Here is a 14,994-nt window from a genome sequence, read left to right on the forward strand (position 1 = left end):
TCGCCGGCTGGCTATCAGTTGCCCAAAGCCTTGGACGCCAACCAGAACAACCCGGCCGAGAGGCCTACGGTCGCTGGCAAGGTCAATACCCAGGCCATCAGGATGGTCTTGACGGTGCCACCTTGCAGGCCGCTTTTGTTGGCAACCATGGTGCCCGCCACGCCAGAAGACAGGACGTGGGTGGTGGACACTGGCAGGGCGAAGATATTGGCAAAGCCGATCATGGTGGCCGTGGTGATTTGCGCCGACATGCCCTGGGCATAGGTCATGCCTTGCTTGCCGATCTTCTCACCAATGGTCAGTACCACGCGCTTCCAGCCCACCATGGTGCCCAGGCCCAGGGCCAGTGCGACCGCGAGAATCACCCAGAACGGGGCGTACTCGGTGGTGGCGGTCAGGTCTTTGCGCAGCTTGTCGAGGTCTGACTTCTCACGGGAGTCCAGGCCTGGCAGCTTGCCGACCTTTTTCGCGGTGTCATCCAGGCAAAGCAGGTAGCGACGCACTTCGATGCGGTGGTCGGCCGTCAGCGAGTGGTAGTCCGAGACGCCCTTGAGGGTGCCCAGCAGCGCGTTGATCGTCGGTTCGGTCTGCTGCGGGTTGCAGCGGAACTTGCCCGGCAGGTCATCCTTCACGCTTTTGCCCAGGGCCAGGAATTCACCGAGGGTCTCGTGGTTGCGCTGGTAGAACTGGTTCAGGTGCAGGGTGGCGTCGCGGGTACGTTCGATCTGGTAAGTGGTGCTGCCCAGGTCCAATACGAACTGCGCCGGCACGATACCGATGAGCACCAGCATGATCAGGCCGATGCCCTTCTGGCCATCGTTGGAGCCGTGCACGAAGCTCACCGCCATGGCCGAAATCACCAGGACGAGGCGGTTCCAGAATGGCGGGTGCTTTTTGTCGTCAAGCTTGCGGCGCTGGTCCGGGGTCTTGTGCATCTTCGACAGCGGACGCCACCACTTCAGACCGATCAGTACCAGAGCGGCGACCAGAAAGCCCGCCATCGGCGAGAACACCAGGGACGCGCCGATATCCACGGCCTTCTGCCAGTTCACACCGTCAGCCAGGGGGATGTCGTTGATCAACGCGTTGGCCAGGCCGACACCGAGGATCGAGCCGATCAGGGTGTGGGAGCTGGAGGCGGGGATACCGAAGTACCAGGTGCCCAGGTTCCAGGTGATCGCCGCCGCCAACAACGAGAAGACCATTGCCAAGCCGTGGCCGGTGTTCACATTGATCAGCAACTCCACCGGCAGCAAGTGCACGATGGCGTAGGCGACACCGACACCGCCGAGCAATACGCCGAGGAAATTGAACACCCCGGAGAAGAACACGGCCAGGTGTGGCGGCATGGCTTTGGTATAGATGACTGTGGCCACCGCGTTAGCGGTGTCATGAAAGCCATTGATGAACTCGAAGGCGAGGACAAAGGCCAGGGCGAGCAACAGGCTCACGAGAACCCAAGCATCCAGTCCGCTGAATAAATCGATCATGAAGGTTTTCTGACCCGGTCGTAAGGGGGCGCGATTATGCCAGAAAACATCAGTAATCGATGCATTAGCTGCTCATCGGTAACAATCTTCCTGGAAAAAAAACCGGCAAGACACACGTATCCCAGGGTTTTCGGGGCTTTGGCAAGTCTTTGATTTATAAAGCGCAGGCCGCGGAAGGCGGACTTTTGTCATGAAAACGCCATGCCTGAAACATTTGTATGAAATTTCGTGGGTAGCTGTAGGTTACTGACCAGCGGCCGTTGAACCAGTGGTTGACCGGCAGCGACTGCAAGGCGCTGAACTCGACCGAAGTGCTCAGGGCTCCTCGGTCTTGAGTTCCTCCTCGATTTTTTGGATTTCCTGGGCAAATGCCTGATCCAGCAGGCTGGCTCGTTTGCGCCATGGTTTGCGTTCCGGCTCAGGTTGCGCGGCGTAGGTGGTGACTTCCCCGCCGTAGACGTCCTTGTAACGTTGCTCCTGGCGCTCAAGTTCCGCGCGCAGTTCATCTTTCGTCACAGTATTACCTAATTGAGTTGAGTTATTGATTGCGCAGTGTCATGCCTGAAAGTCGTGCTCGGGGCGATTCCAAATAGAACAGTAGAACCGTTCAAGTTGGTATACGGGCCTGAGGGCCGTTCTTTTAAGCGAGTACTTGTGGCCGGCGTTGCCTGCAGCCTGCAATGCCTGGTGAGCTCCCCTCCCGATAGTGATACCGGGCTGACCTCTGCACAGGTTGCATTATAGCGGCGCATTTGAAGAACACTATCATCATGAAGTTAAAAAGCGTCAACGGCGTGCTTGGGTTTTGTTACATATCGCCGACGTATTTGTGAACAGCGTCATCTTCATATCTGTATTCATACTGATAGAAGGGTAAATACCTACACTTTTCGGCGACATCAGCTAAATCTCGAACGTTATCTGCGGGATCTGCACCCATGCCGGCCAAATTGCGATAATCGCGTGGTTGTCCGATAATCGCCCAATGTTACCGGCGTTGACTTGTGCAGGGCGGCCGGCACGGCTTGTAATAGCCGCCAACCCTCCCGTGGTGATAACAAGAGAAGGCCCGTTGAAATGAACGATCAATTGCGCAACTCCTTTGCATCAGTAGCGCCGCCGATCGTGGCTTCACCGGCCAAGCGCATCCAGGCATTCACCGGTGATCCGGATTTCATGACGTCCCTGGCCCGTGGCCTGGCCGTGGTGCAGGCGTTCCAGGAGCGCAAGCGTCACCTGACCATCGCCCAGATCAGCCACCGCACCGAAATTCCCCGCGCCGCCGTGCGCCGTTGCCTGCACACCTTGATCAAGCTCGGCTACGCCACCACGGATGGGCGCACCTACTCGCTGTTGCCCAAGGTGCTGACCCTCGGTCACGCCTATCTGTCGTCCACACCGCTGGCCGTTTCGGCACAGCCTTATCTGGACCGCATGAGCGAGCAGCTCCATGAAGCCTGCAACATGGCTACCCTGGAAGGCGATGACATCCTCTATATCGCCCGTTCCGCCACCACCCAGCGCCTGATCTCGGTTGACCTGTCGGTGGGCGGGCGCCTGCCTGCGTATTGCACGTCCATGGGTCGCATTCTGCTGGCCGCCCTCGACGATGCCTCGCTGCAGGATTATCTCGACCATGCCGACCTGCAAACCAAGACCAGCCGCACCCTGACAACACCGCAAGCGTTATTCGAATGCCTGCAACAGGTGCGTCAGCAGGGCTGGTGCATTGTCGACCAGGAACTGGAGCAGGGCCTGCGCTCCATCGCGGTGCCGGTGTATGACGCGTCCGGCCAGGTATTGGCCGCGCTGAATGTCAGCACCCACGCCGGTCGGGTCAGCCGCAGCGAGTTGGAGCAGCGCTTTTTGCCGAGCATGCTCAGCGCCAGCCGTGAGCTGAGTGCGCAGCTGTTTGCCTAAGCTGTTCGGTGACCGCACAGATCCCGGCTGGCTCGATTGACGGTGTTTCCCTTGGCTTATTAATGTGCGGCAGCGCTCTGAGGAGCTGCCCAATAAGAATGACGGCCCCAGGTCGTCAGCCCGCCATCGGTGTGGAATAAAAATAATGAATCAGCCTTCTGTCGGTACCACCCTGGACGTACAGTCCTTTATCAACACCCAGCCACTCTCGCGCTATCAGTGGCGCGTGGTGATCCTGTGTTTCCTGATTGTCTTTCTCGACGGCCTCGATACAGCCGCCATGGGCTTTATCGCGCCGGCACTGTCCCAGGACTGGGGTATCGACCGCGCCAGCCTCGGCCCGGTGATGAGCGCCGCGTTGATCGGCATGGTGTTTGGCGCACTCGGTTCCGGCCCGCTGGCCGACCGCTTCGGCCGCAAAGTCGTGCTGGTCGGCGCGGTGTTGGTGTTTGGTGCGTTCAGCCTGGCGTCGGCCTACAGCACCAATGTCGACCAGTTGCTGGTGCTGCGCTTTCTCACCGGCCTGGGCCTGGGCGCCGGCATGCCGAATGCCACCACCTTGCTGTCTGAATACACCCCCGAGCGGCATAAATCCTTGTTGGTGACCAGCATGTTCTGTGGTTTCAACCTCGGCATGGCCGGTGGTGGGTTTATTTCGGCCAAGCTGATTCCCGCGTTCGGCTGGCACAGCCTGTTGCTGATAGGCGGCATCCTGCCGTTGATCCTGGCGGTGGTGCTGTTGGTGTGGCTGCCGGAGTCTGCCCGCTACCTGGTGGTACGCAATCGCGGCACCGACAAGGTACGCAAGACCCTTGCCCCCATCGAGCCAAACATCGTTGCCCAGGCCACTCACTTCAGCGTACCGGAGCAAAAAACCGTCAAGGCCCGCAATGTCTTCGCAGTGATTTTCTCGGGCACCTACAGCGCTGGCACGTTGCTGTTGTGGCTCACGTACTTCATGGGCCTGGTGATTGTTTACCTGCTGACCAGTTGGCTCCCCACTTTGATGCGTGACAGCGGCGCGAGCATGGAGCAGGCCGCGTTTATCGGCGCGCTGTTTCAGTTTGGTGGGGTATTGAGCGCGGTGGGCGTGGGCTGGGCGATGGACCGGTTCAACCCGCACAAAGTGATCGGCACTTTCTATCTGCTGGCCGGGGTGTTTGCCTACGCGGTGGGGCAGAGCCTGGGCAACATCACGCTGTTGGCCACCCTGGTGCTGGTCGCCGGGATGTGCGTCAACGGTGCGCAATCGGCAATGCCATCCCTGGCAGCACGTTTCTACCCCACCCAAGGCCGTGCCACCGGGGTGTCGTGGATGCTTGGCATCGGCCGCTTCGGCGCGATCCTGGGGGCGTGGATGGGCGCTACTTTGCTGGGCCTGGGCTGGAACTTCGAGCAGGTGCTTACGGCACTGGTGATTCCGGCGGCATTGGCCACGGCAGCGGTGGTGATCAAGGGCATGGTCAGCCATGCCGATGCCACCTGAAACCAATCGCTACCCCTGTGGGAGCTGGCTTGCCTGCGATATCGGTGCTGAATCCACTCGCGCCATCGCAGGCAAGCCAGCTCCCACATTGACCCTGTTCCTTACAATGGTTAGTTAAGTAACAATCGGTTCGATAATCGAACGCTCAGTCGATTATCGGATTGTTCGGTCCATTTCCCCGGCTTAATCTTCAAGCACTTCGGCGCCACCTCAGCGCCTTTTTCGATCAACACCGGGAGCCCAACCCCATGGCTGAAATCCTCACCCTGCGTGATGCGGTCAAGCGCTTCGTGAATGACGGCGATACCGTCGCCCTCGAAGGCTTCACCCACCTGATCCCTACGGCTGCAGGCCATGAAATCATTCGTCAGGGCAAGAAAGACCTGACGCTGGTGCGCATGACGCCTGACCTGATCTACGACCAGTTGATCGGTGCCGGCTGTGCGCGCAAGTTGATTTTCTCCTGGGGCGGCAACCCGGGCGTGGGTTCCCTGCATCGGCTGCGCGACGCGGTAGAGAAACAATGGCCGCAAGCGCTGGAGATCGAAGAGCACAGCCACGCCGACCTGGCCAATGCCTACGTCGCCGGTGCCTCCGGCCTGCCGTTCGCGGTGTTGCGTGCCTACGCCGGTTCCGACTTGCCCAAGGTCAACCCGCTAATCAAGACCGTCACCTGCCCCTTCACCGGCGAAGTGCTGGCGGCGGTGCCGTCGGTGCGTCCGGACATTACCGTGATTCATGCGCAGAAAGCCGACCGCAAAGGCAACGTGCTGCTCTGGGGCATTCTCGGGGTGCAGAAGGAAGCGGCCCTGGCGGCCAAGCGCTGCATCGTCACCGTCGAGGAAATCGTCGACGACCTGAATGCGCCGATGAACAGCTGCGTGCTGCCGACCTGGGCGCTGACGGCGGTGTGTCACGTACCCGGTGGTGCCCATCCGTCCTACGCGCACGGCTACAACGAGCGGGATAACCGTTTCTACCAGGCGTGGGACCCGATTGCCCGCGACCGTGGCACCTTTACCGCCTGGATCGACGAATACATCCACGGCACTGCCGACTTCAGTGAATTCCAGGCCAAGCTGGCCGCCGCGCAGGAGGCTAAGTAATGGCTTATTCCACCAATGAAATGATGACCGTCGCCGCCGCACGCCGCCTCAAGAACGGCTCGGTGTGCTTCGTTGGCATCGGCCTGCCATCCAAGGCGGCCAACCTGGCGCGCCTGACGTCTTCGCCGGATGTGGTACTGATCTACGAGTCTGGCCCGATTGGGGCCAAGCCCAGTGTGTTGCCGCTGTCCATCGGTGATGGCGAGCTGGCGGAGACCGCCGATACCGTGGTGCCCACCGGTGAGATCTTTCGCTACTGGTTGCAGGGCGGGCGCATTGATGTCGGTTTTCTCGGCGCGGCCCAGGTCGACCGTTTCGGCAATATCAACACCACCGTGGTCGGTGATTATCACCAGCCCAAAGTGCGTTTGCCGGGTGCCGGTGGCGCGCCGGAAATCGCCGGTTCGGCCAAGAGCGTGTTGATCATCCTTAAGCAATCGTCCCGTTCGTTCGTCGACAAACTGGACTTCATCACCTCCGTCGGTCACGGCGAAGGTGGCGACTCACGCAAGCGTCTGGGCCTGCCCGGCGCCGGCCCGGTGGGCATCATTACCGACCTGTGCATCATGGAGCCGGAGGAGGGCAGCCATGAGTTCGTGGTCACTGCGCTGCATCCGGGCGTGACCCGCGAGCAAGTGGTCGCCGCCACCGGCTGGGCGATTCGCTTTGCCGACCAGGTGAGCACCACCGCTGAACCCACCGAGACCGAACTGACCGCCCTGCGTGACCTCGAAGCGCGCACCGCGGCTGCCCACGGCCAAGCACCGGGAGAAGCCTGATGCGCGAGGTTTTTATCTGTGATGCCATTCGCACACCTATCGGCCGTTTCGGCGGTGGCCTGTCCACGGTGCGTGCCGACGACCTGGCGGCGCTGCCGATCAAGGCGCTGATCGAGCGCAACCCGTCGGTGGACTGGAGCGCCGTAGACGAAGTCTTCCTCGGCTGCGCCAACCAGGCAGGTGAAGATAACCGCAACGTGGCACGCATGGCGTTGCTGCTGGCGGGGCTGCCGGAAAGTATTCCTGGAGTGACCCTCAACCGCCTGTGCGCCTCGGGCATGGATGCCATCGGCACCGCCTTTCGTGCGATTGCCAGCGGTGAAATGGAGCTGGCGATTGCCGGTGGCGTCGAATCGATGTCCCGCGCTCCGTTTGTGATGGGCAAGGCCGACGCGGCGTTCTCGCGCAACATGAAGTTGGAAGACACCACCATTGGCTGGCGCTTTATCAACCCGCTGATGAAGGCTCAGTACGGCGTGGATGCCATGCCGCAGACGGCCGATAACGTGGCCGATGACTATCAGGTTTCCCGCGCCGACCAAGACGCTTTCGCCCTGCGCAGCCAGCAACGCACCGCCGCTGCCCAGGCCGCCGGGTTCTTTGCCGAGGAAATCGTTCCGGTGCGGGTCGCCCATAAAAAAGGCGAAACCCTGGTGGAACACGATGAACACCCACGGGACACCACGTTGGAAGCCCTGGCCAAGCTCAAGCCGGTCAACGGCGCGGACAAGACCGTCACTGCTGGCAATGCCTCGGGCGTCAACGATGGCGCCGCCGCGCTGATCCTCGCCAGCGCCGAGGCCGTCAAGCAACACGGCCTCACCGCCCGCGCCCGTGTGCTGGGCATGGCCAGTGCTGGTGTAGCCCCGCGCGTGATGGGCATCGGCCCGGTGCCGGCGGTGCGCAAACTGGTGGAGCGCCTTGGGTTGGCTGTCACCGACTTTGATGTGATCGAACTCAACGAAGCCTTCGCCAGCCAAGGCCTGGCGGTGCTGCGCGAGCTGGGTATTGCGGACGATGCGCCCCAGGTCAACCCCAACGGCGGCGCCATTGCCCTCGGCCATCCCTTGGGGATGAGTGGTGCGCGGTTGGTGATGACGGCCCTGCACCAATTGGAAAAAACCGGCGGCAGCAAAGGCCTGGCGACCATGTGCGTGGGCGTCGGCCAAGGCTTGGCCCTGGCGATTGAACGCGTCTGATCAATAAAAGAGGATTGCTCCATGAGTGACAAGCCCGGTTACCGGCGCCCGCAAGCGGGCACTCAACCTGATTACCTGCACCCGGCCTACCAGTCGACGAACCTGCGTTCGCCGTCCCAGCCTTTGGTGTTCCTGCCCCATTCCTTGTCGGAAATCACCGGCCCGACCATCGGCGCCGAACGTATCAATGAGAAGGACAACGACCTGACAGCCCAGCATGAGGGCGAGCCGCAAGGCGAGCGCATCATCATTCATGGCCGTGTGCTGGACGAAAACGGCCTGCCAGTGCCGGGCATCCTCGTGGAGATCTGGCAGGCCAATGCCGCCGGCCGCTACAACCACAAGCGCGACCTGCACGATGCACCCCTGGACCCGAACTTCACCGGCACCGGGCGCACCGTCACCGACGCCGATGGCTGGTACCAGTTCCAGACCATCAAGCCCGGCGCCTACCCGTGGGGCAACCACCACAACGCCTGGCGCCCGGCGCATATCCACTTTTCGCTGTTCGGCCCCAGCGTGCTGACGCGCCTGGTGACGCAAATGTATTTCCCGGGTGACCCGTTGCTGGAGTACGACCCGATCTACAACTGCGTGCCGGATACCAGCGCCAAGCAACGCTTGATCGCTAGCTTCGACCTGGAAAAAACCATTCCTTCCTATGCCCTCGGCTACCGCTGGGACATCGTCCTGCGCGGCCGCGACGCCACGCCGATGGAGAAATGAGATGACACTCAACGCGACCACGTCCCACACCGTCGGGCCGTATTACCACATTGGCCTGACCTGGCTGAACCGTGAAGACCTGACCGTCACCGCCACCCTCGGTGAGCGCGTGGCAATCAGCGGTCAAGTGGTGGACGGCAACGGTGATGTCGTCAACGACGCCATGCTGGAAGTCTGGCAGGCCAACGCCGTCGGCAAATATGCTCACCCCGAAGACGAGCAGGACAAAGCGCTCGACCCGAACTTCGAAGGCTTCGGCCGCGTGCCGGTGGATGCCGAAGGGCGTTTTCGTTTTACCACCATCAAGCCGGGCAGTGTGCCGGGGCTCAAGGGCACCACCCAGGCGCCGCATTTGGTGGTGCTGGTGTTTGCCCGTGGGTTGGTGAAGCACTTGCTGACGCGGATTTATTTTGACGGTGAGGCCTTGAACGGCGATGACCCGTTGCTGGCGTGTGTGCCGGCAGAACGTCGTGACACCTTGATTGCCCAGGCGGATGCGGCAGGGGTATATCAGTGGAATGTGATTTTGCAGGGCACAGATAAGGAAACGGTGTTCTTCGACTATTGAGTTGGCTGTTGACGATCGTTCCCACGCTCTGCGTGGTAATGCATCCCGTGACGCTGCGCGTCACCCGCGAACGGCAGGACGCGGAGCGTCCCATGCGGCATTCCCACGCAGAGCGTGGGAACGATCATCCAGGCTCCACCTATCCAAAAGTCTGCTTGCGGAACAGGGTTGTTGCAAAGTATGTCTAGGCTATAACCGTTCCCACTGAGTAAAAAAACATGACAACAAAAACCAGCCACTACACCGGAGAAGAACGCAGCAAACGGATCTTTGCGATTGTCGGTGCGTCCTCCGGCAACCTGGTCGAATGGTTCGACTTCTACGTCTATGCCTTCTGCGCGATTTATTTTGCCCCGGCGTTTTTCCCCTCGGATGACCCCACGGTGCAGTTGCTCAACACCGCCGGTGTGTTTGCCGCCGGGTTCCTGATGCGACCGATCGGTGGTTGGTTGTTTGGCCGGGTGGCCGACAAGCACGGGCGCAAGAACTCGATGATGATCTCGGTGCTGATGATGTGCGGGGGCTCTCTGGTCATCGCCTTCCTGCCCACTTATAACGACATCGGTGCCTGGGCCCCGGCGCTGCTGTTGGTGGCACGACTGTTCCAGGGCTTGTCGGTGGGCGGCGAATACGGCACCACGGCCACCTACATGAGTGAAGTCGCGCTCAAGGGCCAGCGTGGCTTCTTTGCTTCGTTCCAGTACGTGACCCTGATCGGCGGCCAGTTGCTGGCGGTGCTGGTGGTGGTGATCCTGCAACAGATCCTCACCGAAGAAGAACTGCGTGCCTGGGGTTGGCGCATCCCATTTGTGATCGGCGCCATAGCCGCCGTGATCTCCCTGCTGCTGCGTCGCACCCTGAAAGAAACCACCAGCAAGGAAATGCGCGAAGACAAGGACGCCGGCAGTATCGTCGCGCTGTTTCGCGACCACGGCAAAGCTTTCATTACGGTGCTGGGCTACACCGCCGGCGGCTCGCTGATTTTCTATACCTTCACCACCTACATGCAGAAGTACCTGGTGAACACCGTCGGCATGCACGCCAAGACGTCGAGCTACATCATGACCGGCGCGCTGTTCCTGTACATGTGCATGCAGCCGTTGTTCGGCATGTTGGCCGACAAGATCGGCCGGCGTAATTCGATGCTCTGGTTTGCCGGCCTTGGCACGCTGTTCACTGTGCCGATCCTGTTGACCTTGAAAACCGTGACCAGCCCGTTTTTGGCATTTGTGCTGATCACCCTGGCCTTGGCGATTGTCAGCTTCTACACCTCCATCAGCGGCCTGGTCAAAGCGGAGATGTTTCCGCCGCAGGTGCGTGCCTTGGGCGTAGGCCTGGCCTATGCGGTGGCTAACGCGGTGTTTGGCGGTTCGGCAGAAGTGGTTGCGCTGAGCCTCAAATCCATCGGCATGGAAAACACCTTTTATTGGTACGTCACCGCGATGATGGCGGTGGCCTTCCTGTTCAGCTTGCGCCTGCCGAAACAGGCGGCGTACCTGCATCACGATCTGTAAGGGATGAGTTATGACGTTGCGCACGAGCAATCAACTGTTCGACGCTTATTTCACTGCTGACAGCATGGCCGAGGTGTTCTGTGACCAGGGGCGCTTGCAGGGCATGCTGGATTTCGAAGCCGCACTGGCCCGGGCGCAGGCCCGCGTAGGGTTGATTCCCCAGGCCGCCGTCGCACCGATTGCCCAGGCGTGCCTGGCGTCGCTGTATGACGTGGATGCCCTTGGCAGCGCAATTGCCACGGCGGGCAACTCAGCGATTCCTTTGGTGAAGGCGTTGGGCAAGTTGATCGCCAGTGAGGACGCTGACGCCGAGCGTTATGTGCACCTGGGCGCAACCAGTCAGGATGTGATGGACACCGGCCTGGTGCTGCAACTGCGCCGTGGGGTGGAATTGATCGAGGCCGACCTGGCTCGTCTGGGGGAGGTGTTGGCCGCCCAGGCCCAGCGTTACGCCACCGTGCCGTTGGCCGGGCGCACCTGGTTGCAGCACGCGACGCCGGTCACCCTGGGGATGAAAATCGCCGGTTGGCTGGGCGCGGTGACGCGCAGTCGCCAGCGCCTGGCCGAATTGAAACCGCGCCTGTTGGTGCTGCAATTTGGCGGCGCGTCGGGCACTTTGGCGGCCCTCGGCGAACACGCCATGCCTGTGGCCGAGGCCTTGGCCGCCGAGTTGCAACTGGGCTTGCCGGAGCAACCCTGGCACACCCAGCGTGACCGCCTGGTGGAGTTTGCCAGCCTGCTCGGTCTGATCGCCGGTAGCCTCGGCAAGTTGGGCCGCGATATCAGCCTGTTGATGCAGACCGAAGCGGCGGAGGTGTTCGAGCCTTCGGCGCCGGGCAAGGGCGGTTCGTCCACCATGCCGCACAAGCGTAACCCGGTGGGCGCCGCGGTGCTGATCAGCGCAGCCACCCGCGTACCCGGCCTGGTGGCGACAATGTTCAGCGCCATGCCCCAGGAGCACGAACGCAGCCTGGGCTTGTGGCATGCCGAATGGGAAACCTTGCCGGAAATTTGCCGCCTGGTATCCGGTGCCTTGCATCAGGCAATTCTGGTCAGTGAAGGGCTGGAGGTGAATGCCGAACGCATGGCACAGAACCTCGACCTGACCCAAGGCCTGGTACTGGCCGAAGCGGTGAGTATCGTGCTCGCCCAACGCTTGGGCCGTGACACCGCGCACCATCTGCTGGAACAGTGCTGCAAACGTGCGGTCGCCGAGCAGCGCCATTTGCGCGCGGTACTGGCGGATGAGCCGCACGTCACCGCCGAGCTGTCGGCGGCTGAACTGGATCGCCTGCTCGACCCTGCCCACTACCTAGGCCAGGCGTCTACCTGGGTCACGCGTGCGGTGACCGAACATTTTGCTTTGACTGCCTGAGGAGAACGCTGTGGCTTTTGTACAACTCGCCGAGGGCGAACTGCATTACCAACTCGAGGGGCCCGCCGACGCACCGGTATTGGTGCTGTCCAATTCCTTGGGTACCGACCTGCATATGTGGGACATCCAGATACCGGCTTTTACCGAGCATTTTCGTGTGCTGCGATTCGACACCCGTGGCCACGGCCAATCCCTGGTGACCGCGGGGCCTTACAGCATCGAGCAACTGGGCCGAGACGTGATCGCGCTGCTGGATGCGCTGGATATCCAGAAGGCGCATTTTTGCGGACTGTCCATGGGTGGCTTGATCGGCCAATGGCTGGGCATTCATGCCGGCGAGCGCCTGCAACGCCTGGTGGTGTGTAATACCGCGGCCAAGATCGGCACGCCCGAGGTGTGGAACCCGCGTATCGAAATGGTCCTGCGTGATGGCGCAGCCGCGATGGTGGCGCTGCGCGATGCGTCGATTGCGCGCTGGTTCACCGCGGATTTCGCCGCTGCCAACCCGCATCAGGCCAAGCAGATCACCGACATGCTCGCGGCCACGTCACCCGAGGGGTATGCCGCCAACTGCGGCGCCGTGCGCGATGCGGATTTTCGTGAGCAATTGTCCTCGATCAAGGTGCCGACCCTGGTGATTGCCGGCACCGAAGACGCGGTGACGCCGCCAGCCGGCGGCCACTTTATCCAGAGCCATGTGCAGGGTGCCGAGTATGCCGAGTTCTATGCGGCGCACCTGTCCAACGTTCAGGCCGGTGCTGCGTTCAGCGACCGGGTGATCGAATTTCTGCTGGCCCGCTGAGGAGCTATTTGTGGACGAGAAACAACGTTATGCCGAAGGCCTGCAGGTGCGCCGCGAAGTACTGGGCGATGCCCATGTCGACCGCAGCCTCAATGCCCTGACCGAGTTCAACAGCGAGTTCCAGGAAATGATCACCCGCCATGCCTGGGGTGACATCTGGACCCGCCCCGGCCTGCCTCGGCATACCCGCAGCCTGATCACCATCGCGATGCTGATCGGCATGAACCGCAGTGAAGAACTGAAACTGCACCTGCGTGCCGCCGCCAGCAACGGCGTGACCCGCGCCGAGATCAAGGAAGTGCTGATGCAGAGTGCGATTTACTGTGGGATCCCGGCGGCGAATGCGACGTTTCACTTGGCTGAGTCAGTGTGGGATGAGTTGGGAGTTGAGTCGCGGGGCGCGGTCTAGATGTATTCCGTACGTAGTGGGCGGCGCATTTCTTCCTTCAGTGCATTTTCAGTAAATGCAGGGGGGTTGCTTGTCGTGGGCTCGGTTGCACGATGATCGTCAAAATCGAACGATAATGCATCTGTAGGCAAGCCTACTGCTTGACGTTCGTCGTTGGGCTCGCCCTCAGGATTCTCGTCTATGACTGTTTGACCTTCGAGGAAGGTACCCGTGGCCCCATTGTAGGCGTGGGCCATTTCATGGAATAGGACGTTGACCGGAGCAGTTTCGTCATTAGGCACGAAGGAGGGGTTGTATTGTAATTGTGCGCCCGTCGCGAAGGCGCCACGTTGATTGTGAGCAATGTAGCCCTGGGCTGCTGGTTCAAGGGTCTCCAGGGATTTACCTGTAGCCAGGTGGTTGCGCACCGCTGCGTTATTAAAAATGTAAAAGCCGTTATCATCAGCCGTTTCAGTGATGCGCACCGGAGAGTCATTGCGCTGGGCCGAGTTATCGGCAGTGCTTAACATTTTTTTGCCTGGCAGGGACATTCTCAGCAGTTCCATGTCGTCCTCTACGTATTGTATGAACTCGGGAGAGCCTTCAACGACATAGCCACTTTTTCCTGCTTCGCGGTATTGCGTGTGAATGAGCGTGGAACCTGGCGTGCGGTGAATCTCGTCCGAAGGCTTGGCATAAATGACGGTGTCATCGCTATTGGACCTGACAATATTTTTGTCGCGCCCGGTATAAATCGTGGCAGGGCCCTGCGTGACTATCAGGTTTTCACCTTTGCCTCCATGCATGACTATCGGGTTTGGGGAGTCATTGCTGGTGCTAATCATAAAGTCGTGACCGTCACCACCGTCCATGTAGATATGGCGATCAGCAGAACCCTCTCCTGACTGCATGCGGTCATTACCGTTGTTTCCCTTGAGAATGCCACTGCCGGAGCCTGCGATGAGTAAATCGTCGCCATCATCACCAAATGCGATGCCGACGCCGCTGCCCAGTTTTAGCCAGTCGTTCCCTGCGCCTCCGTATAGACGCGTATTACCCGAGCCAGCACGGGCATAATCATTGCCCTCGCCCAGTTCAATGCGAATGTCGTTATTAACGTCTGGGTGGATCACAACGCAGTCATCGCCGCCTTTGGTTTTTATGCGCAGGGGCTGGATTTCAGTTCCGTCAGAGGAGCGAGCAAGACTCAGTTGATACGGTATGTTATTGATGGTGGCGACCAGACTGTCGTCCGGGCCTTTTTTGATAATGACCTTATCGGCACGGTCAGTTGTCTCGATTACACATTCATTACCAGCAGCCCCTATCGGCTCGCCGTTTTTGCTTAAGTAGGTTATCTCCTGATAGATCTTTACGTTCGCGTCATGACGCAACACATCAGTGTTGATGTATTTTTTTTGGGTTGTGTCTAGTGGGTCCTGATCAGGTGTGAGCCTGGAATGGCTGGAAAAGTACAGGAAATCCACTGTCCTGTCCGGTCCTACATACCCGGCAGATTTAGCGTTGATCTGGATGGGTGGTCGCGGTGAGGTTGTGCTGGAAGGTGCCTCCACGGGCGCCATGGGTTGTGGATTGACGGCGTATGCGCCAGAAAGCGAAGACGTATTCATGTGGGTCATC

Annotated in this window: 14 protein-coding genes; 11 read left to right on the forward strand and 3 right to left on the reverse strand. The window is 60.4% G+C overall.

Annotation, left to right across the window (positions count from 1 at the left end):
• Window positions 1–14 precede the first annotated feature (14 nt).
• Both JFT58_RS08220 and JFT58_RS08225 read right to left on the reverse strand, forming a co-directional pair.
• The gene (locus JFT58_RS08220; RefSeq protein ID WP_003189291.1) at window positions 15–1,490 is read right to left on the reverse strand and encodes an inorganic phosphate transporter; all 1,476 of its coding nucleotides are present in this window, start codon (window positions 1,488–1,490) and stop codon (window positions 15–17) included.
• A gap of 315 nt (window positions 1,491–1,805) precedes the next feature.
• Window positions 1,806–2,006, reverse strand: a complete 201-nt coding sequence (locus JFT58_RS08225) for a hypothetical protein (RefSeq protein ID WP_054898413.1) — start codon at window positions 2,004–2,006, stop codon at window positions 1,806–1,808.
• Window positions 2,007–2,567: 561 nt separating this feature from the next.
• On the opposite strand from JFT58_RS08225, the gene pcaR reads away from it, so the two are divergent.
• From pcaR to pcaC, 11 genes are all read left to right on the forward strand, one after another.
• Window positions 2,568–3,410 (forward strand): pca regulon transcriptional regulator PcaR, encoded by an 843-nt coding sequence (pcaR, locus tag JFT58_RS08230; protein ID WP_003189296.1) that lies wholly within the window; start codon window positions 2,568–2,570, stop codon window positions 3,408–3,410.
• Window positions 3,411–3,555: 145 nt separating this feature from the next.
• Complete coding sequence (locus JFT58_RS08235; RefSeq protein ID WP_034125964.1) at window positions 3,556–4,896, forward strand: MFS transporter; 1,341 nt, start codon at window positions 3,556–3,558, stop codon at window positions 4,894–4,896.
• Between the two features lie 248 nt (window positions 4,897–5,144).
• The gene (locus tag JFT58_RS08240) at window positions 5,145–6,002 is read left to right on the forward strand and encodes a CoA transferase subunit A (protein WP_014717292.1); all 858 of its coding nucleotides are present in this window, start codon (window positions 5,145–5,147) and stop codon (window positions 6,000–6,002) included.
• Window positions 6,002–6,781: a CoA-transferase subunit beta gene (locus tag JFT58_RS08245; RefSeq protein WP_003189301.1), complete on the forward strand. Its 780-nt coding sequence runs from the start codon at window positions 6,002–6,004 to the stop codon at window positions 6,779–6,781. Before JFT58_RS08240 ends, JFT58_RS08245 begins: the two co-directional genes overlap by 1 nt.
• Window positions 6,778–7,980: a 3-oxoadipyl-CoA thiolase gene (gene pcaF, locus JFT58_RS08250; protein WP_169918776.1), complete on the forward strand. Its 1,203-nt coding sequence runs from the start codon at window positions 6,778–6,780 to the stop codon at window positions 7,978–7,980. The genes JFT58_RS08245 and pcaF overlap by 4 nt, the downstream gene beginning before the upstream one ends.
• A gap of 21 nt (window positions 7,981–8,001) precedes the next feature.
• The gene (pcaH, locus tag JFT58_RS08255) at window positions 8,002–8,706 is read left to right on the forward strand and encodes a protocatechuate 3,4-dioxygenase subunit beta (RefSeq protein ID WP_019817832.1); all 705 of its coding nucleotides are present in this window, start codon (window positions 8,002–8,004) and stop codon (window positions 8,704–8,706) included.
• Window position 8,707: 1 nt separating this feature from the next.
• Window positions 8,708–9,274 carry a protocatechuate 3,4-dioxygenase subunit alpha gene (pcaG, locus tag JFT58_RS08260; RefSeq protein ID WP_054898415.1) on the forward strand — a complete coding sequence of 189 codons (567 nt, stop codon included), beginning with the start codon at window positions 8,708–8,710 and terminating at the stop codon, window positions 9,272–9,274.
• A gap of 218 nt (window positions 9,275–9,492) precedes the next feature.
• Entirely contained in the window at window positions 9,493–10,788 is a 1,296-nt protein-coding gene (locus JFT58_RS08265; RefSeq protein ID WP_032893116.1) for an MFS family transporter, read from the forward strand.
• Window positions 10,789–10,798: 10 nt separating this feature from the next.
• A complete protein-coding gene (locus tag JFT58_RS08270) occupies window positions 10,799–12,163 on the forward strand; it encodes a 3-carboxy-cis,cis-muconate cycloisomerase (RefSeq protein WP_054898416.1) in 1,365 nt (454 codons plus the stop codon).
• A 10-nt stretch (window positions 12,164–12,173) separates the two neighbouring features.
• Complete coding sequence (pcaD, locus tag JFT58_RS08275) at window positions 12,174–12,965, forward strand: 3-oxoadipate enol-lactonase (protein WP_054898417.1); 792 nt, start codon at window positions 12,174–12,176, stop codon at window positions 12,963–12,965.
• A 10-nt stretch (window positions 12,966–12,975) separates the two neighbouring features.
• Entirely contained in the window at window positions 12,976–13,374 is a 399-nt protein-coding gene (gene pcaC, locus JFT58_RS08280) for a 4-carboxymuconolactone decarboxylase (protein WP_054898418.1), read from the forward strand.
• Here the strand turns inward: pcaC and JFT58_RS08285 are convergent.
• On the reverse strand, window positions 13,371–14,984 hold the full coding sequence (locus JFT58_RS08285; RefSeq protein WP_054898419.1) for a M91 family zinc metallopeptidase: 1,614 nt from the start codon (window positions 14,982–14,984) through the stop codon (window positions 13,371–13,373). The genes pcaC and JFT58_RS08285 overlap by 4 nt on opposite strands.
• Between the last annotated feature and the right edge of the window lie 10 nt (window positions 14,985–14,994).

The organism is Pseudomonas sp. MF6767, from assembly GCF_016405475.1.
Taxonomy (GTDB): domain Bacteria; phylum Pseudomonadota; class Gammaproteobacteria; order Pseudomonadales; family Pseudomonadaceae; genus Aquipseudomonas; species Aquipseudomonas paracarnis.

Coding starts and splice junctions, on each gene's coding strand:
- JFT58_RS08220 (WP_003189291.1), bottom strand. CDS start 1,490: ATGATCGATTTATTCAGCGGACTGGATGCTTGGGTTCTCGTGAGCCTG.
- pcaR (WP_003189296.1), top strand. CDS start 2,568: ATGAACGATCAATTGCGCAACTCCTTTGCATCAGTAGCGCCGCCGATC.
- JFT58_RS08235 (WP_034125964.1), top strand. CDS start 3,556: ATGAATCAGCCTTCTGTCGGTACCACCCTGGACGTACAGTCCTTTATC.
- JFT58_RS08240 (WP_014717292.1), top strand. CDS start 5,145: ATGGCTGAAATCCTCACCCTGCGTGATGCGGTCAAGCGCTTCGTGAAT.
- JFT58_RS08245 (WP_003189301.1), top strand. CDS start 6,002: ATGGCTTATTCCACCAATGAAATGATGACCGTCGCCGCCGCACGCCGC.
- pcaH (WP_019817832.1), top strand. CDS start 8,002: ATGAGTGACAAGCCCGGTTACCGGCGCCCGCAAGCGGGCACTCAACCT.
- pcaG (WP_054898415.1), top strand. CDS start 8,708: ATGACACTCAACGCGACCACGTCCCACACCGTCGGGCCGTATTACCAC.
- JFT58_RS08265 (WP_032893116.1), top strand. CDS start 9,493: ATGACAACAAAAACCAGCCACTACACCGGAGAAGAACGCAGCAAACGG.
- JFT58_RS08270 (WP_054898416.1), top strand. CDS start 10,799: ATGACGTTGCGCACGAGCAATCAACTGTTCGACGCTTATTTCACTGCT.
- JFT58_RS08285 (WP_054898419.1), bottom strand. CDS start 14,984: ATGAATACGTCTTCGCTTTCTGGCGCATACGCCGTCAATCCACAACCC.